Raw genomic sequence first — 25,217 nt, forward strand, 5'->3', positions numbered from 1 at the left:
TACATATTTTTTTCTTTAATTACGTCAAAATGTTTGCACAGCACTTCTTCTTTATCACTGATGAGATCAATGGTTAGTGATTGCTTTTCAGTGAAGTTTTGGTGTGCCTTCACTGAGTCACGAGATACACCAATAATTTGACAACCTAAAGCGTCAAATTGATCTTTCAAGCATGAAAAACCAACAGCTTGGGTTGTACATCCAGGTGTTGAATCTTTGGGATAAAAGTATAACACCAGCCATTCATTTGCTATCTCGGCTAGATTAATTTCGCCTTGTGTTGTTGGGAAAACGTGATTTGGTAATTCAATATTCTCAGACATTGTGCATCCTTTTAATAAATTAAATTTGATCTAATTCAAGTGGTAGAAAAGCATATTCTTCATGATAAACAATATTGCACTGACGTATAGGTATAGCTTTGTTAAAAATTGGTCCATCAATAACCGTGGTATGAAATTCACCGCCTTCACCACATGGATCGATGTCACGGCTTTCAAGTTCTTGGATATATTCTAAGGTTAGGATTTTGCCAAGGTCTTCGACTTTCATACCGAGCTTTAAATTTACAGTGACGATGACACTTCGGAAACCTAAATTGATGAACTCTTCCACGACTTCACGATGTGGGCGTAACCAAAGGGGCATTGCCAATTTAAGACCAACTTGCTGGGTCACGCGATCGTGCCAACAACCTTGTTGGGGCATATCCAGATCACCTGTCACTAAAACTTCAGCACCTTTTTGCTTTGCTTGATTCATTAAATCTATAAACTTATCTTCGTAATCAGCCCAACTCGAAGATGTCATAAAAACAGGTAAACCAATTGCATCTGCTTGTGCTTGAATAATATCAAGAGGCATAGCATGTGAACGTGATCGTTGTCCTTGCTCTTCCAGCATGACAATCAAACCAATTACTGTGCCTGATTGTAGCGCATGATATAACGCGAGAGAGCTATCTTTACCGCCACTGAATGACACGATAGATCGCCTATGATTGGCGTTAGTTTTCCATTGATCTTGCATGCGAATTCAACTGAATTAAGATCAATAGAGTCTAACAGAAAAGAAAAAAAGCCTGCAAAATGCAGGCTTTCTTTAGAACAACAAAGGCTTATTTTTTCTGCGCTTGTTGAGCTGCTTTCATTGCTTCTTCAGTTAGCTTTTCTAGCTTAGAAACGAGCGGTGCACCTAAGCAAGCTTGTAAGTCTTTATTTTGCTTTTGTACAAAAGCTAAAGAACTAGGGCTTTTCTTAGCATTGATCGCGCTTTGGATTTCCCATTTTTGCGCTTCGGTCACTTTACCTTGAGCATCAATTTGGCAACCACAGAATTTGCTTACTTCTGCAGAAGTGAGTTTACCGCCTTTCGCAGTTTGATCTTTACATACGTTGATCAATGCTGCTTTAACATTGGTACTTTTATACGCAGTTTGTAAAGGATTATCAGCTGCGTGAGCCCCTGTTGCCAGTAATGCAGCAGCTGACATCATTGTAGAAAGAATAAGATTTGATTTGAAAAACTTCATATATTGTACCTAATTATTACCCTATATCGTCTATTCAGTATAACGTGTAGGATCCGCAATACCTGCTTCGATAAAACCTTGTTGACGTAAACGGCAACTGTCGCATTTGCCACATGCACGTCCTTGAGCATCTGCTTGGTAGCAGGATACCGTTTGGCTATAGTCTACGCCATGTTCGATCCCTAAGCGTATAATATTCGCTTTGGATAAATGTAACAGAGGTGTTTCAATTTTAAGTGGTTTTCCTTCAACACCTGCTTTTGTTGCAAGACGAGCAAGATTTGCAAAAGCATCAATAAATTCAGGGCGGCAATCTGGATATCCTGAATAATCAACAGCATTTACTCCAATCACAATCGCTTCAGCATCAAAAACCTCTGCTGCAGCTAGGGCATAAGAGAGGAAAATTGTGTTACGAGCTGGAACATAAGTTACAGGAATGCCTTCTTGTAGTTGCTCTGGAACATCAATGTTATGATCTGTAAGTGCTGAGCCACCTAAGTTACCCAAATCAATATTAATCACACGATGTTCAACACCTGCACGTTTCGCAAGTGTTTTAGCTGCATCAAGTTCTGTTGTTGAACGTTGACCGTACATAAAACTTAAAGCTATACACTCATAGTTTGCTTGTGCCCAAGCAAGACAAGTTGTTGAGTCTAAGCCACCAGACAATAATACGATGGCACGAGAACGCATATTATTTTCCATGATTCAACCTAAAATAAATTTGAAAAAAGCTGATCTATTTTGAGAACGAACTTTTAAAGTTTTCTAACGACCAGATTCATCGTTCCACAACAGTTTATGTAACTGTAGTTGGAACCGAACGGGGAGATGGTCTTCTAAAATCCATTGTGCCAAATCACGTGCTAAAGCAGGTAAGGCAACGGCACCTTTTTCAACAGCAAAGGCTGGTGAGAACCAAACTGTACTCACTTTTTCCTGCAATTGAAATTGTTCAAGTTGCTGTTTAGACCATTCATAGTCTTCTCGATTACAAATGACGAATTTGATTTGATCGTGCTGCGTGAGGTGATCAATATTACTCAATAAATTACGATGATCTTCTTTTGAAGTGGGTGTTTTCAAATCAAGTACTTTAGAAACGCGTGAATCAACTTTTGATACATCTAAAGCACCACTGGTTTCGAGAGAAACTTGAAAACCTAGATCGCAAAGACGTTGCAACAAAATCAAGCAATTCGGTTGTGCCAGAGGTTCTCCACCTGTGACGCAGATATAAGGTGTTTTATATTGGCTTGCTGTTTCGATGATATGTTCAAGTGAAAAACGCTCACCACCTTCAAAGGAGTAAGTCGTATCACAATAACTGCAGCGTAGTGGGCAACCTGTTAAGCGGATAAATACGGTTGGTAAACCAAAGGTATTCGCTTCGCCTTGCAAAGAATAAAAAATCTCAGTAATACGCAGCCCAGCCGCAGGATCAGAGACAGGAATTGCAGAAGAACGTAAGGAAGCCATAAAGAGTTACCACAAACAGTTATAACAAAAGCAGCATGCTATATAAAAACAAAATCTCTACGACCATGTCTGATCGTAGAGACGAGGAGCGACTGAAGCTCCAAGGAACGGTTAAGTTCCTTAAATAAATGACAGATTAGTCTGCACGTAATAAGTCGTTCAAGCTCGTTTTAGCACGAGTTTTAGCATCAACTTTTTTCACGATGATTGCAGCATATAAGCTGTATGTACCGCATTTAGAAGGAAGATTACCTGCAACAACAACAGAACCAGCAGGTACACGACCGTAGTGAATTTCGCCTGTTTCACGATCAAAGATCTTGGTTGATTGACCGATGAAAACACCCATTGAAATCACAGAGCCTTCTTCAACGATCACGCCTTCAACGATTTCAGAACGTGCACCAATGAAGCAGTTGTCTTCAATAATTGTTGGGTTTGCTTGTAATGGTTCTAAAACACCACCAATACCAACGCCACCAGACAAGTGAACATTTTTACCAATTTGTGCACATGAACCTACAGTTGCCCATGTGTCAACCATTGTGCCTTCATCAACATACGCACCGATGTTGACATATGATGGCATCAACACAACATTTTTTGCTTGGAAACTTCCACGACGAGCAACAGCAGGCGGTACAACACGTACACCAGCTGCTTTGAATTGTTCTTCAGTCCAACCTGCGTGTTTTGTATCAACTTTGTCATAGAAACGAAGATCACAAGACTCGATTGGTTTATTGTCATTAAGTTTGAATGATAATAAAACTGCTTTTTTTAACCATTGGTGAACAACCCATTCACCATCGATTTTCTCAGCTACACGAAGTGTACCGTTGTCTAAGCCAGTCAAAGCTTCTTCAACAGCTTGACGAATTTCAGTAGGGCAGTCCTCTGCGCTATAGTTGGCGCGGTCTTCAAATGCTTGCTCAATGATTGTAGAAAGCTGAGACATGATCTTCCATCTTCCAAAAAAATTTTGAAGATTTTACACTAAATTAGATCAATTAGCTTTGAAAAAAGTGGTTACAATAAACTGTTTTAAATTTATGCAACAAAATTGTAATAAAAACGGATTTTATTGTTTTTTATTCATTATTTTACAATTCACAATTATTCTGAATTTGTATCAAAAAATAACAAAAAGTAATCATTTTCTGTATAAAAAGTTGGCGATCATTCTTTTATGCTAATCCCACAAGTAACAATTATACATTTTTAAATAAGAGCATTTTTTGAGGAGACTCCAATGAAAGCTTTGCGTGTTATGTTAGCAGCAGGTGCATTAACAGCGATTGCAGGTACTGCATTTGCAGCAGATGAACAAATTGTGAAGGAATCAGTTTATGCTTTCCCTTCATATTTAGATCCAGTTTCTGTACGTGCTGAAGTTGGTACGACAGGTTATGGTGGTGCGATTTCATATCGTGTGAACCCATACGTAAGTTTAAGCCTTGGTTATAATGGTGGTGACATTTCTTGGTCTGATGATCTTAAAGTAAATGGATCTAAATATGACTTAGATATGGATAATAAAACAGCATATTTGAATGCTGAGATCCGTCCTTGGGGTACAAGTGCAAATAATTTTGTAAATTCACTTTATGTCGCAACAGGTGTTGGTTATTTAGATAATGATTACGCACTGGATCGCCGAGTGAGCCAAGGCCGTAACTTTACTGTAAATAATACTGATTTTAATGCGACTTCTGATGTTCATATTGCAGGTAAAATGCGTTACAAAGATGATATCGCACCATATGTAGGTGTTGGTATCGCACCTCAAGTATATAAAAACATTGGTGTATTCGGTGAGGTTGGTGCTTATTATACAGGTAACCCAACAGCAACTTTACAAAATGTGAATGGTGGTACTGCTTCAAATGGTAGTGGTGCTAATCTAGATGATGAAATTGCGAAAGAACAAGCAAACATTCGTGATAAATCACGTTATGAATGGATGCCAGTAGCTAAAGTTGGTGTGAGCTTTAAGTTCTAAACAACTGGATATAAAAACGAGCTTTAAGCTCGTTTTTTATGATCTAAAGAAAACAAAAGGCTTTTATGTGCCTTTTGTTTTTATTTATTCTTCAGGGTAGGCTACTTTTTTTAGTGCTTTAATGTCTGTTTTTGGCGAACATAGTGAAATGAACTCATAGCCGTAACCACGAAGTAAATGTCCTTTACGAACTGCGATCCACGTTGTGTTTGTACCAAAAATACCTGTTTTGATCTGTTGCAAACGATAATCTCGCTCAGCATCATAAGCAACATCATTGACAATACCGACACCCATATTGAGCTCAACATAGGTTTTAATAACATCGGCATCTAAAGCAGACATGACGATGTCAGCGTGCAGATGTGCATCTTCAAATGCTTTGTCGATTTTTGAACGACCTGTGAAGCCACCATGATAAGTAATGAGTGGGTATTCAGCTAAAATGTCGAGACTAATTTTATCTAGTTTTGCTAAAGGATGATCTTTCGGGGTGATGATACTGTGGTGCCATTCATAATAAGGTACGCTCGCCAAATTTTCCTCAGTAGTTAATGACTCCGTCGCAATACCAATATCTGCTTCACCCTGTAACAACATTTCAGCAATTTCAACGGGGCTAGCTTGTTGTAGAACCAAATGCACTTTGGGAAATAGTTTTTTAAATTGGTTCACAATAGGAGGCAAAACATAACGTGCTTGGGTATGTGTCGTTGCAATTGTAAGTGTGCCTTCATCGACTTTATTAAAATCATCGGCAAGACGTTTGATGTTATCAGCATCAACCAACATACGTTCAACGATACTCAAGAGAGATTGACCTGGCTCAGTGAGTCCAAGTAAACGTTTGCCCTTACGCACAAAAAGTTGCACGCCTAATTCATCTTCTAAATCTTTAATGTGTTTACTGACACCTGATTGGGAGGTATAAAGTGCCGCTGAAGCTTCAGTTAAATTAAAGTTTTGACGAACAGTTTCTCGAATAATTCTGAGTTGTTGAAAGTTCATAATCATTTTCCGCATAAAAGGTGAGGAACGGCTAAAGTTCAGCAAGAACATTTTAACCATCCTCAAGGTATTATTCTAAGCAACTTGCGTCGTTTGGTCTGCAAATAAATGAAGTTGAGTTGCACTTATCCAAACAGTTTGATTTGGTTTGAATTGGTGTACATTTGCCTCTTCTACACTTAATAAAATTTCAATCGTACGTCCACTACGATCTTGTAATTCAGCAATAACTTTCCCAGCTATCCATACTTCACGTAGGAAAGTAGCCTCAATGGTGTTGTTCTGAGGTTGGGTATGAATATGTAATTCATTTGGCCTTGCAAATGCAATTACTTTTCCTTGTGGTGCTTCAACAGTATTTGGAAGCTGAATGCGATTTTCATCGATATGGATAATACCGTTGGAGTGTTCACCTTCAAAGCGATTTGCTTGACCTAAGAAATCAAAAACAAATGGCGTTGCTGGTTTTTCATAAACTTCTCGTGGTGAGCCAATTTGTTCGACATCACCTTTATTCATGACAATGATTTGATCTGCGACTTCTAAAGCTTCTTCTTGATCGTGCGTTACAAAGATCGAGGTGATATGTAGCTCATCATGTAAAGTACGTAACCAACGGCGTAATTCTTTACGAACTTTTGCATCCAGTGCGCCAAATGGCTCATCTAGTAATAAAACACGCGGTTCAACAGCGAGTGCACGTGCTAAAGCGATGCGTTGGCGTTGACCACCTGAAAGCTGGGCTGGATAACGGTCTGCTAAAAAGCCAAGTTGAACGAGATCAAGTAAGCGAGTCACACGTTTTTTAATTTCAGCTTCTGATGGGCGTGTTGCACGTGGGCGAACGCGTAAACCAAAGGCAATATTGTCAAAAACAGTCATGTGGCGGAATAAAGCATAATGCTGGAATACAAAACCTACTTGTCGTTCACGGACGTGAATGTCTGTGGCATCTTCGCCTTCAAGTAAAACCTGTCCACCGTCGGCAGATTCTAAACCTGCAATGATGCGTAATAATGTTGTTTTACCGCAACCTGAAGGACCAAGTAAGGCTACCAATTCACCTTCAGGAAAGTCTAAAGAGATATTTTTCAGCGCATGGAATGCACCAAAGTGTTTTTCAATATTTTTTACTTGAATACTCATGTGCTTATTCCTTAGTGGCTAGGTTGATTTTGATTGGATTGATGTTCATTTGCTTGGTCTTGGCGAGCTTCAAGCCAAGTTTTTAAAATTAATGTAATGATTGCTAGAAATGCCAATAGTGAAGACACAGCAAATGCAGCACTAAAAGTGTATTCGTTATAAAGAATTTCTACATGTAACGGTAAGGTATTGGTTTGACCACGGATATGTCCTGAAACAACTGAGACCGCACCAAATTCACCCATTGCGCGGGCATTACACAGAATCACACCGTAGATCAAACCCCATTTGATATTAGGTAAGGTTACTTTCCAAAAGGTTTGCCAACCTGAAGCACCCAGTACTATCGCTGCCTCTTCCTCCTCTGTGCCTTGAGCTTCCATCAAAGGGATTAATTCACGGGCTACAAATGGAACGGTAATGAAAATAGTGGCTAATACAATCGCTGGGATGGCATACAAAATTTTGATGTCATGATCCATTAACCAGCCACCCATCCAACCTTGTGTGCCAAAGATTAGAACTAACATTAATCCAGCAATCACAGGTGATACCGAGAAAGGCATATCAATGATGGTGGTTAAGATGGCTTTACCGCGGAACTGGAATTTTGCAACAGCCCATGCTGCTGCAACACCGAACACAACATTAATAGGGACGGCAATTGCAGCCGTAATTAGGGTAAGTTTTACAGCTGATAAAGTATCTGAATCGGTTAACGCATTGATATAAACCGCTAAGCCTTGTTTAAATGCTTCAACAAAAACCAAAATCAGCGGCAAGATTAAACAACTGAGGAAAAAGATTAAGGCAACGCTGATTAGGCTAAAACGAACCCATGTCGGTTCGCGAGTTGCATCTCGACTTTGAAGTTTGAGAGCTAAAGCATTGCTGTTGGTATTTAGGCTCATTGTGCAACTCTCCCAGTGCGACGGCTCGCCCATGCTTGTACTAAGTTAATTAAAAATAGAATGGCAAATGACAGAATGAGCATGACTACGGCAATGGTCGTTGCACCTGCGTAATCATATTCCTCTAAGCGAGAGATGATCATCAGGGGGGCAATTTCAGTTTTATAGGGTTGATTGCCTGCAATAAAAATCACGGAACCGTATTCACCGACACCGCGGGCAAAAGCTAAAGCGAACCCAGTGAGCAATGCAGGTAATAGTATTGGTAAAATGATTTTGATAATGGTCTGCCAACGATTTGCACCTAAGGCAGAAGCAGCTTCCTCCAGTTCTGTTTCAATATCACTGAGTACTGGTTGAACAGTACGGACCACAAAGGGTAGACCAATGAAGATTAAAGCAAGGGTAATACCAATAGGGGTATAAGCCACTTCAATCCCAAGAGGGGAAAGATATTGTCCAATCCAGCCTGTTGGGGCATATAAAGAGGTTAATGCAATACCTGCAACAGCAGTTGGTAATGCAAAAGGTAAATCAACTAATGCATCAACAATCCGTTTACCTGGAAAGCTATAACGTACTAAACACCAAGCCAGTAACAAGCCAAAAATAACGTTAACTAGTGCAGCGATTAATGCAGCACTAAAGCTAAGCTGTAAGGACTTTAAAATTCGTTGTGAAGTTAAAATTTCCCATAAGCCATCCCACCCAATTCCAAAAGATTTGATAAAGACAGCAGATAAAGGAATAAGCACAATCAAAGACACGTAAGCGAGGGTAAAGCCTAATGATAGACCAAACCCAGGCAGCACTCGGGAACGCTGCGACATGATATTTCCTCAAAGAGAAATGTTTGCTAAAACAAGCAAATAAATAATATGAATGCTAAAAACACGAGAGTAAAGTTAGGCAAATTTCAAATTAAAATTTGCCTGACTCATTCGAGGGATTGGCAGCATCTTTTTTTCAGGCAGCAAGTAGTTCAGGATCTCAGGGAAAGGGCCAAATCCAGATGCGACATTGATATGACCAACAGCACCTAAATTGATTGGGGTTAGTTTCCAAGCCTGAGCAAGTTGTAGCGCATCGGCATAACCTAACCACGGATCATTTTCACTAATCAATAACGTGGCTGGTACGTCAATTTTAAGTTGATGAAAATATTGCTTGTAATCAGTCAAACTATGACGAGCGAAACCTGATTCACCAAAACGTGCAGGATTTGCAGGCGCAACCAAAATTAGATTTTTCACTTTTGCTCTGAGTTCTGGGTGTTCAGCGAGTGCAGCAACACTAGTTAAACAGCCAAAACTATGTGCCACGATTTGGACAGGTGCTGGAGCTGCAACAACAGTTTTAACAAATTGAGTAATCCATTCACTTAACACAGGGCGATCCCAATAAGTTTGTTCAACGCGAGAACTAGACACGAGCTTATGTTGTAACCAAGACTGCCAATGTTGTGCTTCACTACCGCCAACACCGGGAACAATTACAGTATGAATCATGTCTATTCTCCTTAGAATCCCTGAAAATCTCTCTTGGGAACTACACGCTAAACGACGAATTGCGTTTGCACCCATGCAAGAGAGAGATTTTATTTACCTGTACTGTTGAGTTTTACGATCTGGTCAAATACACCACCATTATCAAAGTGAGTTTTTTGTACTTTATTCCAGCCGCCAAACTCTTGATCAATCGTCACCAATTTAAGTGGCTTAAAGGTTGTACTGTATTTTTTTAAAATTGCGGCATTACGTGGACGGTAGAAATTACGAGCAGCGATTTCTTGCCCAGCTGGTGAATACAGGTAGTTAAAGTAACCACGAGCGATTTGAGAGTTGCCTTTCTTTGCTGCATTTTTTTCTACAATGGCAACTGGTGGCTCTGCAAGAATTGAAAGAGATGGCGTAATAATTTCGAATTTACCTGGTTGCTCTCGTACTGCGAGATAAGCTTCATTTTCCCAAGCCAATAAGACGTCGCCAATACCGCGTTCAGCAAAAGTCGTAGTTGCACCGCGAGCGCCAGAATCAAGCACTTTGGTTTGTTTATAAATTTGGCGAACAAATTCTTGCGCTTTTGCATCGTTGCCACCTTTCTGGTGTTTCGCCCATGCCCAAGCCGCCAAATAGTTCCAACGAGCACCGCCAGAGGTTTTTGGGTTTGGTGTAATAATTTCTACACCGGGTTTAATGAGATCGCCCCAATCTTTGATTTGTTTAGGGTTATCTTTACGAACGAGGAATACAATTGTTGAGGTATAAGGTGTCGAATTATTTGGTAATTTCTTTTGCCAATCGCTTGGTAATAATTTTGCCTTTTCTGCGATTTCATTAATATCAGCGGCAAGCGCTAAGGTCACAACATCTGCATTTAGACCATCTATGACAGCTCGTGCCTGCTTTCCTGAACCACCATGTGATTGCTTGAAATCAATATCTTGCCCAGTACGCTGTTTCCAAAATGCACCAAACTGTTTATTAAAATCCGTATATAGCTCACGCGTAGGATCATAAGAAACGTTCAAGAATTCTTGAGCAGCAAACGAGGAAACTGATAATAGTGTGGCAATAATACCAACTTTGATTTGAGATAAACGCATGAAAACCCCTAAAAATTCAATGTATGTTTGGAATATGGATGCAGCATAACGCCAGTTTTTTTGCAAAAAAAATAATTAAAATCGAATTTGATATGAAAAATAGAGAAATATATAAATGAGATAAGCTATGCTGAATTATTGATAAAAAAGAAATTTTTATTTATAAATTTTAAGTTGTTATAATTTTTTAAAATCAATAGGTTGTTCTGCTATTTAGTGCGACTATATGCAAAATTTTGAAAGGTGTTTGGATCATGCAATGCTATAAAAATGGACAACTGATTGAGTCTATTCCTTTGCTTGATCGCGCTTTTCATTACGGTGATGGTTGTTTTACAACTGCTCGACTTTTCCAAAACAATTTTGAGTTAAAAGAGCTGCATTTTGCTCGCTTAGCTTTGGCCTGCCAAAGTTTAAGTTTAGATGCAGATTTATCTTTGATTGAATCCTCACTTGAACAACTGCAACAGCAGAATTCTCAACTAAATGGCACTTTAAAAGTGGTTATTAGTCGTGGTGAAGGTGATCGTGGTTATAGTTTGCCTTTACATGCAGCGGATATTTATGTGTGGTATTACCCAAGAGTCATGCAAGCTTTTCAACCAGAATGGATTGAAAGTGGTTTACTTAAACATGCTTTAGGTTTAAATATGCCTCATCTTGTTGGACTGAAAACATTAAATCGCTTAGAACAAGTGTTATTAAAGCAAGAGGCTGATCAACAAGGCTGGTTAGAGGCTTTGGTGAGTGATGTTCAGGGAAATATTGTTGAAGGGGTGAGCAGTAATTGTTTCATTCGTATAAATGATCAATGGATTACACCAGAACTTCGTTATAATGGCGTCCACGGTGTTATGCGAGCAAAAATACTTTCTCTGATGCAACAATATCAGGTGAAATGTGAACAGCGTTGTGTCGAAATGCATGAGCTTGGGCAGATTCAGAGTTTATTTTTCTGTAATGCTTTACATCCTATGAAAGCCGTAATTCGATTTGATCATCGAGTTTTAGCTCAACAGCCGTATCTTGATTTATTTCATACTTTAAAACTTAACCAGATTGATTAATATGCCAAAGTCACCAAACACGAGCAAAAGCAAGAAAAAGCCAAAAGCTAAACCGAAATCTACTTTCAAAGCCTTTTGGATTGCTATTTTCCTTTTAGGTTTGGTTATATTTGGTATTTTATGGGCAAATCTTTTTAAAAATTACCCTGTTGATGGCAAAAAGCAACTTTTAGTGATCTCATCTGGGGATACTTACTCTCGATTTATTGATCGCCTAGCTAAAGAGGGTAAAGTTAGCTTACCTATTGTGTTAAAGCTTTATCAAAAGTTTTTAATCCATGACAGTATGAAAGCTGGTGTGTATGAAGTCACACAGGGAATGAGTATTCGCCAAGTTTTATCGATGTTTTCTGATGCCGAAAATGCACAGATGAATCGTATTTTGGTGATAGAAGGGACAACATTTAAGCAGCTTGTTCAAAATCTTAAAAAAGATTCAAATGTAACAAAAACAATTTTGGATTTACCTCAAGATCAATTGTTAAAAGCACTTGATATTCCGTATTCACATCCAGAAGGTTTGTTTGCACCTGATACTTATTTTTTTGCTAAAGGTGAAACAGATAAAAAAATTCTAACGGATTTATATCATCGCCAAATGAAATCATTAGATGAGGCTTGGACAAATAAAGCTCCAAATCTGCCATATAAAGATAAATATGAAGCATTGATCATGGCTTCTATTATTGAGAAAGAAACGAGTTTGGATAGTGAGCTTCAGCAAGTTTCTGGTGTTTTTGTACGCCGCTTAAAAATAGGTATGCGCTTGCAAACTGATCCAACAGTGATTTATGGCATGGGCGATAATTATAAAGGCAATATCACACGTAATGACTTGCGTACGCCTACATCTTATAACACCTATACTATTAATGGTTTACCACCAACACCAATTGCATTGCCAAGTAAAAAAGCGATTGAAGCGGCTATGCACCCTGATAATGCCAAAAATATTTATTTCGTTGCCACAGGTAATGGTGGTCATAAATTTACAGCGTCTTTAGAAGACCATAATCGTGCAGTTCAAGAATATTTAACTGTGCTACGTTCAAAGAAAAAGCAAGGTGAATGATGTTTATTAGTTTTGAAGGTACGGAAGGTGTAGGAAAAACAACACTGATTCGTAAAATTCATCAGTACTTTGAACAGCAAGGTAAAGAAGTTGTATTAACTCGTGAGCCAGGTGGCACGCCTTTGGCTGAACAGATTCGCTCGTTATTATTGGCGGTGAATCATGAAGAGCAAATGAGTCATGATACCGAGCTGTTATTGATTTATGCGGCGCGTGCTCAACATTTACAACAAGTGATTTTACCTGCATTAGAAGCAGGCAAGATTGTGCTGAGTGATCGTTTTACTGATGCCAGCTTTGCTTATCAATGTTCTGGACGTGGTTTAAGTCAGGAAAAGTTGCAATTGTTAAATCAAACTTTTGTCGCGAAAATGCCGAATATTACCTTTTGGCTAGATGCCCCGATTGAGCTGGGAATGACCCGTGCTCGAGAGCGTGGTGCATTGGATCGTTTTGAGCAAGAGAAATTAAGTTTCTTTGCTAAAGTTCGTGAGGGTTATGAGGCTTTGTGGCAAGCAGAACCTGAACGGATGAAGCGTTTGGATGCAACACAGAATGCGGATGTTGTGTTTGGCGAGGCGCTGCAATATTTGAAATAGACGTTAAGCAATAGTAAATCTGAAAATAGCCTGATTTTTAGTATTTGAATTCAAGTTCTTATTCACTATCGAGGTCGGCGGCATGGATGCCGCCAGTTGGACAGGGGTAACAAGGATGTACCCTCTGCCCAACAAGGGATTTTGATTACTTTGATCCTTCAAAGTAATGTATTGCCTATACAAACGAGATCTAATTATTCTGTTTATATGAGGCAGTGCCAATTAAAAATAATAGATGAATAAATTGGGTGTTATTCATTCACCAACGGCTGTTCCACCTTAAAATTCGGTGGAGTCAAAACTGTTTTACGAATTTCATTAGAAAGCTCAGGATAATCAAGTGTGTAATGTAAACCACGAGATTCCTTACGCTCCATCGCGCAACGTACAATCATTTCCGAAACTAGAACTAGGTTACGCAATTCGATCAAGTTTTTGCTGACACGATAATCTTGATAATACTCAGTGATTTCGCGTTTCAACATTTCAATACGGTGTAAGGCGCGTTGCAAACGTTTGGTGGTACGAACAATACCGACATAGTTCCACATAGTTGAACGCAACTCATCCCAATTTTGCAGAATTACTACATCTTCATCCGCATCTGTAACTTGAGACTCGTCCCAAGACGGTACAGTAGGGAATTTAAAGTCCGAATCAAATTTTTGTTGGATATCGTTAGCTGCACTCATGCCATACACGAAACATTCAAGAAGTGAGTTACTTGCCATACGATTAGCGCCGTGTAAACCTGTATACGAGGTCTCGCCAATCGCATATAAGCCATCTAAATCGGTTTGACTATTCTCATCAACGACAACACCGCCACAGGTGTAATGTGCAGCTGGAACGACAGGGATCATATCTTTGGTGATATCGATACCAAGTTCAATAAGTCGTGCATATAAAGTAGGGAAGTGCTCGGTAATAAATTCTGGTGATTTATGGGTGATATCTAGCCAAACATGGCGAATACCTAGGCGCTTGATTTCATGGTCGATGGTACGTGCCACAATATCACGCGGTGCAAGTTCAGCACGTTCATCAAAACGTAGCATGAAACGCTCGCCGTCTGGTAAGCGCAAATAAGCACCTTCGCCACGCATTGCTTCGGTAATTAAGAAAGAACGCGCTTTGGGATGGTATAAACAAGTTGGATGGAATTGATTGAATTCCATATTAGCAACACGGCAACCTGCTCGATAAGCCATTGCAATACCATCGCCTGTTGCAATGTCAGGATTAGACGTATAAAGATATGCTTTCATTGCACCGCCACAAGCCAGTGCTGTAAATGGCGCTAAGAAGGTATGGACTTGTTCATTTTTCTCATCTAAAGCATATAAGCCAATCGCTCTATTCTTTTCACCTAAATGACCAAGTTTGTGTTTTGTGATGAGATCAATCGCAATATAGTTTTCAAAAATTGTAATATTTTTTCTTTCTTTTGCACGCTCAACTAAAGTTGTTGAAATTGCTTTGCCGGTTGCATCGGCTGAGTGAATAATCCGACGCTGCGAGTGACCACCTTCACGCGTTAAGTGGAGTTGCTCATCATCATCTAATGTAAATTGAACACCCTGTTCTAATAAAAAATCAACGGAGGGTTTGCCACCTTCGACCGTATGCTTTACTGCATCTAGTTCACATAAATGTGCACCTGCAATCATCGTGTCATTAATATGTTGTTGAATTGAGTCCGTCTCATCTAATACCGCAGCAACACCACCTTGAGCATAATAGGTACTCGCTTCTGTGAGCGCAGCCTTTGCTAAAATCGCGATGTTGTAATGACTTGGTAAAGAGAGTGCTAGGCTTAAACCTGCACCGCCACTGCCCACAATAATCATGTCAAAATGATGAATTGTTTCTAAATCAGGCATGTCGATCTGCTTCAATTTCAAACGTTCGCTAATGACAACGCTTTTTGAACAAAAAGGCAAGAGCTAATCTGCTTAGAATTGAGTGATTTTTTGGCGAATGAGTCAATAATTTGCTTGTTTTGTTGTATTGCTACATATCAATAATCATGCGATTACGTTTAGGAACATTTTTTTAATGTGAGTTTAAGTTGGTCATTATAAAACCTGTTTTGAACAGTGGTTATATTAATTTTCCTCCACAATTTATTCACATTTTAGTTTTTTATTTCTTTGTATACATTGAAAATATAAACATTTTTTAACGAAACGTATGAAATGGTTATGATACAACATAACCTTAAATTTTTATTCGATCATCAGTATGTAGGTTCTTGCTTCATGAAAAGTCGATATTTACAACAAGGAATGTTTGCAGCGGTATTTACAGTAGCAGCAGCTCAAGTCGATGCCGCAGCTCCAGTAGATTTTTCAAATCTCGTTGAGCAGGTTAGTCCAGCTGTAGTGAGTGTGAATGTTGTGAAGAAAATGACTCAGGAAGAGTTATTGCAACAACAGGTTCCTGAAATCTTACGCCGTTTCTTTGGTAATCAAGTGATTATCCCTCAACAGCAGGGACCACAAGAAAAAACAGCTTATGGAAGTGCATTTTTCATTAGTAAAGATGGTTACTTAGTTACAAATCATCATGTTATTGAAAATGCATCACGAATTAGTATCACATTGAATGACCGCCGTGAACTTGATGCGACATTGGTTGGTAGTGATGAACGTACTGATGTTGCTGTACTAAAAGTAAATGGTACGAATTTTCCTGAATTAAAAGTTGGTAATGTCGACCAGTTAAAAGTCGGTGAGCCTGTTTTGGCGATTGGTTCTCCATTTGGTTTCGATTACTCAGCATCAGCAGGGATTGTGAGTGCTAAATCCCGTAACATGAGTGGCGAAACATCAGTGCCATTTATTCAAACAGATGCTGCTTTAAACCCTGGTAACTCTGGTGGACCACTTTTCAATCAGAAGGGTGAAGTGGTTGGTGTGAACTCTCGTATTTTTAGTGGTACGGGCGGTTATATGGGCTTGTCGTTCTCGATTCCAATTGATGTTGCAATGGATGTTGTTCAACAGCTTAAAACCAATGGCAAAGTGACACGTTCTTATCTAGGCGTTATGTTGCAAGATATTGATCGAAATTTAGCGGAAGCCTATAAATTACCAAAACCAGAAGGTTCTCTAGTTAATCAAGTTACACCGAAATCGCCTGCTGAAAAAGCTGGGCTTAAATCAGGTGATGTGATTTTAAAAATCAATGGTACTTCGATTTCTCGTACAGGTGATTTACTCAATGTGTTGAACCGTACTGCACCAGATCAAACAATTCAGTTAGAGATTTTACGTGATGATAAAACACGTACAATTTCAGCGACATTGGGTACGGCACCTGATGATACACCAGCAGCAGAAGACAAAAATAATCCAACCAGTGGGTTGGGTATGAGTATCCGTACACTCACAGAAGCTGAATTAGCAAGTTTAAATGTTCGTGGTGGAATTTTGGTTCAAGATGTTAAACGTGGTGGATTAGCATCTCTATCTAATATCGTTGCTGGCGATGTTATTGTTCAAGTAAATGGAACGGCAATTACGAACAGTCAAATGTTTGCAAAAACGGTTGCCGCTTTACCTAAAAATAGCGTTGCGCGAGTAACGATTATTCGCCAAGGCCAACGTGCAATTTTAGGATTGCGTTTACCGAAGTAATCAAATAAATGAGAAAACCACTCTATTTGATAGGGTGGTTTTTTTATTTTGTAATACTGAGTTGTTTAGACTAATGTACGGCACTGAACTTTTGTTGTTGAAGCACGAAAAAAATTATGAGTACAATTTTTGATTTAAAAATACAGGTTCAACCACAACATATTGATGTATTGGGTCATGTCAACAATGTGATGTATATCCAATGGATGCAGGATGTTGCAGCAGCACATATAGAAACATTGGGTTTAGGCTTAACCCAATATTTAGAGTTAAAACATGCGATGGTGGCGGTTGAACATCATGTTCAATATCGTAAAGCTGCGCTTGAGGGTGAAGAGATTATTTTACGAACTTGGTTGGATGACATTAATGCGCTCTATTCATTCCGTCAGTACGCATTTTATCGACCAAAAGATCAAAGTGTTTTATTCGTAGGAAATACCAAATGGGCATGTATTGAAATTGCAACTGGTCGACCAAAGCGTATGTCGCCGAGTTTTACGCAGGCTTATCAGCCCATTTCAAATGAATTAGATCCAATGGATTTTTCAATTTCCTATGTGGAAAAATGAGAGTGTTAAGTCACTATTGCTTTGAGTTTGGGTATAAAAGCGCAGAATTATTTTGAATACTTTAAAATGTCATTCTGCTATAATCCCCAACAATTTTGTTAAACCATTTTGGCTCATTGCTTTTTATAAGTATAGGGCGCTCTATTTTCTCAAGGTAACCCATGGCGCAAGCTAAAAAATCCGTAGATATCAAAAATATACGAAATTTCTCGATCATTGCTCATATTGACCATGGTAAGTCGACTTTGGCCGACCGTTTTATTCAAATGTGCGGTGGCCTTCAAGATCGTGAAATGCAAGCTCAGGTATTAGACTCTATGGAGCTTGAGCGTGAACGTGGGATTACGATTAAGGCGGCATCAGTTACGCTTTATTATACGCATCCAAATGGTCAGCAATATCAATTAAACTTTATTGATACGCCTGGACACGTTGATTTCTCTTACGAGGTTTCGCGTTCTTTAGCTGCGTGTGAAGGAGCTTTGCTTGTTGTTGATGCTGCACAAGGCGTTGAGGCTCAATCTGTGGCGAACTGTTATACCGCAATTGAACAGGGCTTAGAAGTACTACCAATTCTCAATAAAATTGATTTACCGCAGGCTGAACCTGAGCGTGTGATTCATGAAATTGAAGAGATTATCGGAATTGAAGCAACTGACGCTCCAACATGTTCAGCAAAAACAGGTTTGGGGGTTGAAGGTGTTCTAGAGCGTCTAGTCGATGTTATTCCTGCACCTGAGGGTGATCGTGATGCACCTTTACAAGCTTTGATTATCGACTCATGGTTTGATAACTATCTAGGCGTTGTCTCGCTTGTTCGTATTAAACAAGGCCGTATCCGCAAGGGTGATAAAATGCTTGTTAAGTCAACAGGACAAGCACATCCTGTGACTTCAGTTGGTGTGTTTAACCCTAAGCATACTGAAACGGATATCCTTGAAGCAGGTGAGGTTGGTTTCGTTATTGCTGGGATTAAAGATATTTTTGGTGCGCCAGTCGGCGATACGATTACATTGGTATCTACACCAGAAGTTCAAACTTTACCTGGCTTTAAAAAGGTAAAACCACAGGTATATGCAGGTCTATTTCCGATTGATTCAAGTGACTTTGAACCATTCCGTGAAGCCCTACAAAAACTACAGATTAACGATTCAGCTTTGTTTTTTGAACCTGAAAGTTCTGATGCTTTAGGCTTTGGTTTCCGTTGCGGTTTCTTAGGCATGCTGCATATGGAAATCGTACAAGAGCGCTTAGAGCGTGAATACGATTTAGATTTGATTAGTTCAGCACCAACAGTGATTTATGAAGCTGTGACTAAAAAGGGTGAAACGATTTATATCGATAGTCCTTCAAAAATGCCTGATGCTTCAACAGTTGAAGATTTACGTGAACCAATTGCTGAGTGCCATATTCTGGTTCCACAAGAATATCTTGGTAATGTCATGACTTTATGTATCGAACGTCGTGGTGTTCAAAAGGATATGAAATTCTTAGGTAATCAGGTTTCAGTTACCTTTGAGATTCCGATGGCTGAAGTGGTGATGGATTTCTTTGATAAATTGAAATCTTGCTCGCGTGGTTTTGCTTCGTTGGATTATAACTTTGTACGTTTTGAGAGTTCATCTTTAGTTAAGGTGGATGTGTTAATTAATAGCGAGAAGGTGGATGCGTTGGCAATGATTTGCCATCGTCAGGATGCGCGTCATCGTGGGATCGCATTGGTTGAGAAAATGAAGGATCTCATCCCTCGTCAAATGTTTGATGTTGCAATTCAAGCCGCTATTGGTGCGCAAATTATTGCACGTTCTACTGTAAAGGCGATGCGTAAAAACGTATTGGCTAAATGTTATGGTGGTGACGTTTCGCGTAAGAAGAAACTTCTTTCTAAACAAAAAGAAGGTAAGAAACGCATGAAACAAGTGGGAAGTGTTGAAATTCCACAAGAAGCGTTCTTAGCTGTATTGAAAGTAGATCGATAAAAAATAAGGCTAGAGAGCCTTATCATTCTCTAGCCGTAAGACGAGCAGCAAGGCTGCGAGTGAGGATTTGTGGATTTTGATTTTAATTTGATTCTAGTGCCCGCTACGCTGATTTTTTTCTTGGTGTGGTTGCTTGATAAGTTTGTGTTTAAACAGCGAGCGAATAAAGGGCGTGATCAGGAAAATTTTGTTATTACTTGGGCATATGATTTTTGGCCAGTCTTAGCTGTCGTCTTAATTCTTCGATCTTTCTTGTATGAGCCTTTTAACATTCCCTCGGACTCTATGGTACCGACCTTGGAGACAGGGGATTTTATTTTAGTTAATAAGTTTGACTATGGTGTGCGTTTACCTATTGTCAATACTAAAGTGCTGAATGTTGGTGAACCTAAACGTGGTGAAGTTATTGTATTCCGTTATCCGCCTCAACCAACAATTAGCTATATCAAGCGAGTAGTTGGTCTACCAGGTGATCATATTCAGTTTAAGGCAGGACAGTTGATTATTAATGGTAAACAAATTGCAAAAGTTGCGACTGAGTTTACGCGTGAGAAAGATCAGCTAGAAACACCTATGGTTTATTATTTTAAAGAAACTTTAGGGGAACACCAGCATTTGATTCGTTATTTAGATGGACGAAATCCTTTGGCTGAACAATTCCAGTTTGCACAATTAAAAGGTGCTGAATCTTTAGTTCCTTTTGTTGCGAAAGAAAATGATGTGTTTATTCAAAGTAATGGTCAAGATTGGGAAGTGACAGTTCCTCAAGGACAATACTTTGCAATGGGTGATAATCGAGATCAAAGTGCGGACAGTCGTTTTTGGGGTTTCGTACCTGAAACGAATTTAACGGGTCGTGCTTTTTATGTATGGATGCATAAAGAACCTGGATTTAATATTCCAAGTTTTAACCGAAATGGTAAGATTGACTAATAAAAACATAAAGGAAATATCAAATGCGTAAATCTCAACAAGGGGCTTCGTATATTGCAATTTTATTTGGGGTGGTTTTATTCGCGATTACAGTTAAAGCTGTTATTGCTATATGGCCAGCATATTGGGATGACAAAGTAGTTGATACACAAATTGAAGGTCTATTAAAAGATAGCCCTGAAAATATTTCACCTACTAAGTTTTCTAATGAAATGGATTTACGTTTAGATATGAACAATATAAGAGATATCCATTTTAAGGATATTGCTCAGGTCACTTACAAAGATGATCTTATCGTAAAGAAGAAGTATGAAGTGCGTAAGCCTTTTATGCTGAATATTAGTTTAGTTATGACTTTTGAGAAGACTTTTGACCAAAAATCTGCAAAGCAAGCTGAATGATTCAAGATTACAAGGGCGAATAGGGTACCAGTTTAAGCAGATTGACTTGCTAAAACTTGCCTTAACCCATCGTTCTGTGAGTCATAAGCATAATTATGAGCGCCTAGAATTTCTAGGCGATTCATTATTAGGAATGATTGTCGCCAATTATTTATATTGTACTTACCCGCAAGAAAATGAAGGGCGTTTAACGCGTATGCGTGCGACGTTAGTTCGTCAAGAAGCGCTAGGGAAAATTGCAAATGATTTGCAGCTTAGTCAGTCATTAATTCTAAGTACTGGCGAGTTAAAATCAGGTGGTCACCATCGAGAATCCATTCTTGCTGATACGGTGGAAGCAATTATTGGCGCTATTTATTTAGACTGTAATGATCTGAACTTGCTACAAAGCATTGTGCTAAAATGGTATGAACCTTATTTAGATCATATCGAACCAACTGATCAACTCAAAGATCCCAAATCACGGTTACAAGAGTATTTACAAGCACGTAAAAAACCTCTCCCAGTTTACGAGGTTGTAGATATTCAGGGTGATGCCCCAAATCAACATTTTAAAGTGGAATGTTTGATTGAGGGATTGCCAAAAATTCAAGGCGAGGGCTCAAGTCGTCGTTTTGCCGAACAAACGGCAGCGGCAGAAATTTTAAAATTATTGGAGCAATAACCTGATGTCTCATTCAAATGAAAATCCTTTACCTCAAAATCCATCTGAAGCTACTGAACAGCAAGATGGTAATGATTTAATTAATCAATTTTTTAGTTCGCAAGGAACGACAATTCCTTCGGATTTTAAAAGCGGTTTTGTTGCAATTGTTGGTCGACCTAATGTTGGAAAATCAACATTAATGAATCACCTGTTGGGCCAAAAGCTTTCTATTACATCCCGTAAGCCACAAACCACGCGTCATAAGATTGTGGGGATTGATTCGCGCGAAAAATCACAAGCAGTATTTGTAGATACGCCAGGTATGCATAAGAAAGAAGTACGTGCGATTAACAAGATGATGAATCGTGCGGCACATTCGGCGTTACGTGATGTGAATTTGGTTTTATTTGTTGTTGATGCACAAAAGTGGACTCAAAACGATGAGCTTGTTTTGGAAAAGCTGAAAAATGCAGATATGCCAGTGATTCTTGTAATTAATAAGTTAGATACTTTTGAAAACAAAAATGAAGCATTGCCACTGATTCAAGAACGAGCGAAGTTAATGAATTTTGCTGAAATTGTTCCCGTATCCGCTTTACGCGGCGCGAATTTAGAACATTTGCGTGACACGATTGAAAAGTATTTACCTTATCAGCCACCTTTGTATTCATTGGATCAAATTACAGATCGTTCTGAGCGTTTTCTTGCGAGTGAAATTATTCGTGAGAAAATCATGCGTCAGTTGGGTGAAGAGTTACCATATGATTTAACGGTACAAATTGAATCATTTAAAACAGAAGAAGCAACTGTAAATGAAAAAACAGGACGCTTAAAACCACCATGTACTTATATCGATGCAACGATCTTTGTTGAGCGTCAAGGACAAAAAGCCATTGTAATTGGTGATAAAGGTGCAAAGCTGAAAAGTATTGGTATGGATGCACGTACAGACATGGAAAAAATGTTTGAACAAAAAATCATGCTTACGCTTTGGGTAAAAGTTAAAGGTGGCTGGTCTGACGACGAACGCGCTTTAAAAAGCTTAGGTTATAGCGATATCTAAGAGGTTCTGCGATGATTAAAGCTCTTGTAATTGTTTCTTGTGTCTTTTTGCTACAGGGCTGTATTACTAAAATAGTTACAGTCCCTGTTAAAGTTGCCTATAAAACCACAAAAGGCGTGGTGAAAGGGACTGCAGCTGTGGTTGGTGCAGTTATTCCTGATGGCGATGATGAAAAGGACGAGAAAGAAAAGGACTAGTATCGTTTTATGATGCGTAATGAAGTCCTACATGGCTATTTAATTCATCATCGTAAATATCGTGAAAAAAGCCATATTGTGCATTTATTTACTCAAGAATATGGTCGGGTGGATGGAATTTTAAGACAAATTCCTCCACCTCAATATCAGCCGATTCGTATTCAAGCGACGGGTAAATCTGAACTTAAAAATTTCACAAAATTAGAAATTCTCAATCAACCTGTATTTTTCCACGGTGATGCGTTTTTTGCTGGTTTTTATTTGAATGAAATTCTATTGCGTCTTTGTACTTTGGAAGAGGCAATGCCACAAACATTTGAACAATATCAACTGATTTTATTGCAGTTACAGCAACTTGCTTTGCATGAGCAAGCCGCTTTATTTCTTCGACAAATTCTTCGACAGTTTGAACATGTTTTATTACAAGAACTAGGTTATGCAATCGATTTTTCTGTAGATGCAAATCAAACAGCAGTAGAAGCTTTGCAACATTATCAATTCCAACTCAATGATGGATTTTTACCAGTAAGGCAAGCTTCACGTTCTACACTTTCTGGTGCTCTAATTACTTCAATGCAAAGCTATGAAGATGGTCAAGATTTTTCTTTAGAACAACTGCAATTGTTGGGTAAACTATATCGTCAGATGATTAGTGCTTTATTAGGCGATCGGCCATTAAAAAGCCGTCAGCTGTGGATTCAAAGTACACAAACTTAATTTTCTTAAAGCATTTTTAAATGTTTAGAGAGTAAATGTTAGGATATTTTTATGGCTGTAATTTTAGGTGTAAATATTGATCATGTTGCGACATTAAGACAAGCGCGTGGCACGACTTACCCTGATCCAGTTCAAGCTGCTTTGGTTTGTGAAGAGGCGGGTGCAGAGGGGATTACTTTACATTTACGCGAAGATCGCCGCCATATACAAGATGATGATGTACGTCGTATGCGCCCGTTATTAAAAACGCGTATGAATCTAGAGTTGGCTGTAACAGATGAAATGGTCGCATTTGCAAAAGAGATTCAGCCTCAACATGTGTGTTTTGTACCAGAACGTCGACAAGAGGTGACGACAGAAGGTGGCTTGGATGTTGTCGGTCACTTTGAAAAAGTCAAAGCAGCGACTCAAGCACTCAAAGCAATTGGTAGTGATGTGTCTTTATTTATCGATGCAGATTTGGCACAGATTGATGCCGCTGTGGCATGTGGTGCCCCAACCATTGAAATCCATACGGGTGCTTATGCAGATGCGGAAACTGATGCAGAACAGCAAATAGAATTAGTCCGTATTATCAAAGGTGCCGAATACGCAGCAGCAAAAGGTTTGGTTGTGAATGCAGGGCATGGGTTAAATCTCGATAATGTTGCTGCAATTGCTGCAATTCCGCAAATCCATGAATTAAATATTGGGCATTCGATTATTGCGGATAGCGTGTTTGTTGGGCTCTCTCAAGCAGTTAAAGATATGAAAGCAGCGATTCAAGCTGCTGTGAGATAAGTTGATGAGTAGTTTGAATTATGATGAGCTAATGCAACCCGTTATTGCATTTTTGGGTTGTAAAACGCCACAAGTATGGTTAGATGAGGCGCTGAATAATCTCGACATCTTAATCCAGGATCATGCCAACTGTGAGAAAAAAGCAGCAAGTACGGCTATGAATTTGATGTTCCGCTATAGTTTTTTTACTGACCTACAAGTGAAATTGGCGCAATTAGTGCGTGAAGAAATGCTGCATTATGAGCAGGTTTTGGAATTCATGAACAAACGTGGCCAAGAGTGGAAGGGTTTGAGTGCAGGGCGCTATGCAGGTGGATTACGTAAAGAAATCCGTACCTATGAGCCTGAGGCTCTAATTGATGTGAGGATTATTGGTGCATTTGTCGAAGCGCGCTCATGTGAACGTTTCCATGCACTGGCATCGATTGTTGATGATGAGCTGGGGCGCTACTACCGCTACTTGCTTAAGTCTGAATCTCGCCATTTTGAGGACTATCTGGCTTTAGCGTTGGATGTTGCAAAAACAGCGAAACTGAAAGATCCAGAAGAGACTATTCAGCAACGCATTGAGCATATTCGTGAAGTGGAAAAGAACCTGATTATAAGTCCAGACGATACCTTTCGTTTCCATAGTGGTGTGCCCGCACAGGTCACTATCTCATCGTAATGAGATAGTGAATTGGGATATAAAAATAACAACTTTGAGAATTATAAATGAGATTTTTATCAAAAATAGTAGTTGTATTATTGTGCATTTGGGTAGAGGGTATTCATGCTAAGAGCATTGAATTTATTAATATTGATCGTCATGTCTTAAAATGGAAAAAAATACCGCAAATATTAGGGTCTGTTGACATTTACT

General features: G+C 39.1%; 28 protein-coding genes. 15 read left to right on the forward strand and 13 right to left on the reverse strand.

Annotated elements, in window-relative coordinates:
* The 6 genes from B4237_RS02915 to dapD all read right to left on the reverse strand — a co-directional run.
* A partial coding sequence (locus B4237_RS02915; protein ID WP_286941292.1) for a peroxiredoxin occupies positions 1 to 323 on the reverse strand: 323 nt, incomplete at its 3' end.
* 19 nt (positions 324 to 342) lie between these two features.
* Positions 343 to 1,029, reverse strand: a complete 687-nt coding sequence (locus tag B4237_RS02920) for a diphthine--ammonia ligase (protein WP_278596390.1) — start codon at positions 1,027 to 1,029, stop codon at positions 343 to 345.
* 88 nt (positions 1,030 to 1,117) lie between these two features.
* Complete coding sequence (locus tag B4237_RS02925; protein WP_004878508.1) at positions 1,118 to 1,531, reverse strand: hypothetical protein; 414 nt, start codon at positions 1,529 to 1,531, stop codon at positions 1,118 to 1,120.
* A 30-nt stretch (positions 1,532 to 1,561) separates the two neighbouring features.
* Positions 1,562 to 2,230: a 7-cyano-7-deazaguanine synthase QueC gene (gene queC, locus B4237_RS02930; protein WP_019384053.1), complete on the reverse strand. Its 669-nt coding sequence runs from the start codon at positions 2,228 to 2,230 to the stop codon at positions 1,562 to 1,564.
* Between the two features lie 75 nt (positions 2,231 to 2,305).
* Entirely contained in the window at positions 2,306 to 3,016 is a 711-nt protein-coding gene (queE, locus tag B4237_RS02935) for a 7-carboxy-7-deazaguanine synthase QueE (protein ID WP_007481471.1), read from the reverse strand.
* 136 nt (positions 3,017 to 3,152) lie between these two features.
* Complete coding sequence (gene dapD / locus B4237_RS02940; RefSeq protein WP_286941296.1) at positions 3,153 to 3,974, reverse strand: 2,3,4,5-tetrahydropyridine-2,6-dicarboxylate N-succinyltransferase; 822 nt, start codon at positions 3,972 to 3,974, stop codon at positions 3,153 to 3,155.
* 294 nt (positions 3,975 to 4,268) lie between these two features.
* Here dapD and carO point away from each other — a divergent pair, with 294 nt between their 5' ends.
* Positions 4,269 to 5,018: an ornithine uptake porin CarO gene (carO, locus tag B4237_RS02945; protein WP_278596391.1), complete on the forward strand. Its 750-nt coding sequence runs from the start codon at positions 4,269 to 4,271 to the stop codon at positions 5,016 to 5,018.
* A gap of 84 nt (positions 5,019 to 5,102) precedes the next feature.
* Here the strand turns inward: carO and B4237_RS02950 are convergent, their stop codons facing one another.
* The 6 genes from B4237_RS02950 to B4237_RS02975 form a co-directional block, all read right to left on the reverse strand.
* A complete protein-coding gene (locus B4237_RS02950; protein WP_004878513.1) occupies positions 5,103 to 6,026 on the reverse strand; it encodes a CysB family HTH-type transcriptional regulator in 924 nt (307 codons plus the stop codon).
* A 75-nt stretch (positions 6,027 to 6,101) separates the two neighbouring features.
* On the reverse strand, positions 6,102 to 7,172 hold the full coding sequence (locus B4237_RS02955; RefSeq protein ID WP_061393424.1) for a sulfate/molybdate ABC transporter ATP-binding protein: 1,071 nt from the start codon (positions 7,170 to 7,172) through the stop codon (positions 6,102 to 6,104).
* An 11-nt stretch (positions 7,173 to 7,183) separates the two neighbouring features.
* Entirely contained in the window at positions 7,184 to 8,083 is a 900-nt protein-coding gene (gene cysW / locus B4237_RS02960; RefSeq protein WP_019384056.1) for a sulfate ABC transporter permease subunit CysW, read from the reverse strand.
* Positions 8,080 to 8,913, reverse strand: a complete 834-nt coding sequence (gene cysT / locus B4237_RS02965) for a sulfate ABC transporter permease subunit CysT (protein WP_278596392.1) — start codon at positions 8,911 to 8,913, stop codon at positions 8,080 to 8,082. Before cysT ends, cysW begins: the two co-directional genes overlap by 4 nt.
* 75 nt (positions 8,914 to 8,988) lie before the next feature.
* The gene (locus B4237_RS02970; RefSeq protein ID WP_278596393.1) at positions 8,989 to 9,591 is read right to left on the reverse strand and encodes an RBBP9/YdeN family alpha/beta hydrolase; all 603 of its coding nucleotides are present in this window, start codon (positions 9,589 to 9,591) and stop codon (positions 8,989 to 8,991) included.
* A gap of 89 nt (positions 9,592 to 9,680) precedes the next feature.
* Entirely contained in the window at positions 9,681 to 10,688 is a 1,008-nt protein-coding gene (locus B4237_RS02975; RefSeq protein WP_286941301.1) for a sulfate ABC transporter substrate-binding protein, read from the reverse strand.
* A 254-nt stretch (positions 10,689 to 10,942) separates the two neighbouring features.
* On the opposite strand from B4237_RS02975, the gene pabC reads away from it, so the two are divergent.
* From pabC to tmk, 3 genes are read left to right on the forward strand one after another with little or no spacing between them, the layout of a single operon-like run.
* Positions 10,943 to 11,755 (forward strand): aminodeoxychorismate lyase, encoded by an 813-nt coding sequence (gene pabC / locus B4237_RS02980; protein WP_278596395.1) that lies wholly within the window; start codon positions 10,943 to 10,945, stop codon positions 11,753 to 11,755.
* Between the two features lies 1 nt (position 11,756).
* Positions 11,757 to 12,827, forward strand: coding sequence for an endolytic transglycosylase MltG (mltG, locus tag B4237_RS02985; RefSeq protein WP_278596396.1), 1,071 nt, complete (start codon positions 11,757 to 11,759; stop codon positions 12,825 to 12,827).
* Complete coding sequence (tmk, locus tag B4237_RS02990; RefSeq protein WP_278596439.1) at positions 12,827 to 13,426, forward strand: dTMP kinase; 600 nt, start codon at positions 12,827 to 12,829, stop codon at positions 13,424 to 13,426. The genes mltG and tmk overlap by 1 nt, the downstream gene beginning before the upstream one ends.
* Before the next feature lie 251 nt (positions 13,427 to 13,677).
* On the opposite strand, the gene nadB is transcribed toward tmk, so the two are convergent.
* A complete protein-coding gene (gene nadB, locus B4237_RS02995; protein WP_171056578.1) occupies positions 13,678 to 15,315 on the reverse strand; it encodes an L-aspartate oxidase in 1,638 nt (545 codons plus the stop codon).
* 372 nt (positions 15,316 to 15,687) lie between these two features.
* On the opposite strand from nadB, the gene B4237_RS03000 reads away from it, so the two are divergent.
* The 11 genes from B4237_RS03000 to B4237_RS03050 all read left to right on the forward strand — a co-directional run bounded on the left by B4237_RS03000 (position 15,688) and on the right by B4237_RS03050 (position 25,022).
* Positions 15,688 to 17,067, forward strand: a complete 1,380-nt coding sequence (locus tag B4237_RS03000) for a Do family serine endopeptidase (protein WP_031234951.1) — start codon at positions 15,688 to 15,690, stop codon at positions 17,065 to 17,067.
* A 116-nt stretch (positions 17,068 to 17,183) separates the two neighbouring features.
* Positions 17,184 to 17,639: an acyl-CoA thioesterase gene (locus B4237_RS03005; protein ID WP_192414536.1), complete on the forward strand. Its 456-nt coding sequence runs from the start codon at positions 17,184 to 17,186 to the stop codon at positions 17,637 to 17,639.
* A gap of 161 nt (positions 17,640 to 17,800) precedes the next feature.
* Complete coding sequence (gene lepA, locus B4237_RS03010; RefSeq protein WP_004878526.1) at positions 17,801 to 19,618, forward strand: translation elongation factor 4; 1,818 nt, start codon at positions 17,801 to 17,803, stop codon at positions 19,616 to 19,618.
* A gap of 69 nt (positions 19,619 to 19,687) precedes the next feature.
* Positions 19,688 to 20,551, forward strand: coding sequence for a signal peptidase I (gene lepB, locus B4237_RS03015; protein WP_278596397.1), 864 nt, complete (start codon positions 19,688 to 19,690; stop codon positions 20,549 to 20,551).
* A gap of 23 nt (positions 20,552 to 20,574) precedes the next feature.
* A complete protein-coding gene (locus tag B4237_RS03020) occupies positions 20,575 to 20,952 on the forward strand; it encodes a DUF4845 domain-containing protein (RefSeq protein WP_130133111.1) in 378 nt (125 codons plus the stop codon).
* A complete protein-coding gene (rnc, locus tag B4237_RS03025) occupies positions 20,921 to 21,616 on the forward strand; it encodes a ribonuclease III (RefSeq protein WP_004878529.1) in 696 nt (231 codons plus the stop codon). The genes B4237_RS03020 and rnc overlap by 32 nt, the downstream gene beginning before the upstream one ends.
* A 4-nt stretch (positions 21,617 to 21,620) precedes the next feature.
* Positions 21,621 to 22,661 carry a GTPase Era gene (era, locus tag B4237_RS03030; RefSeq protein WP_004878530.1) on the forward strand — a complete coding sequence of 347 codons (1,041 nt, stop codon included), beginning with the start codon at positions 21,621 to 21,623 and terminating at the stop codon, positions 22,659 to 22,661.
* A gap of 11 nt (positions 22,662 to 22,672) precedes the next feature.
* A complete protein-coding gene (locus B4237_RS03035) occupies positions 22,673 to 22,858 on the forward strand; it encodes an NF038104 family lipoprotein (protein WP_004878531.1) in 186 nt (61 codons plus the stop codon).
* 9 nt (positions 22,859 to 22,867) lie between these two features.
* A complete protein-coding gene (recO, locus tag B4237_RS03040) occupies positions 22,868 to 23,575 on the forward strand; it encodes a DNA repair protein RecO (RefSeq protein WP_004878532.1) in 708 nt (235 codons plus the stop codon).
* A 51-nt stretch (positions 23,576 to 23,626) separates the two neighbouring features.
* The gene (gene pdxJ / locus B4237_RS03045) at positions 23,627 to 24,355 is read left to right on the forward strand and encodes a pyridoxine 5'-phosphate synthase (protein ID WP_004878533.1); all 729 of its coding nucleotides are present in this window, start codon (positions 23,627 to 23,629) and stop codon (positions 24,353 to 24,355) included.
* Positions 24,356 to 24,359: 4 nt separating this feature from the next.
* Complete coding sequence (locus B4237_RS03050; RefSeq protein WP_286941309.1) at positions 24,360 to 25,022, forward strand: tRNA-(ms[2]io[6]A)-hydroxylase; 663 nt, start codon at positions 24,360 to 24,362, stop codon at positions 25,020 to 25,022.
* The last annotated feature ends 195 nt before the right edge of the window (positions 25,023 to 25,217 follow it).

The organism is Acinetobacter sp. UBA6526 (genome assembly GCF_002434875.1).
Lineage (GTDB): Bacteria > Pseudomonadota > Gammaproteobacteria > Pseudomonadales > Moraxellaceae > Acinetobacter > Acinetobacter venetianus.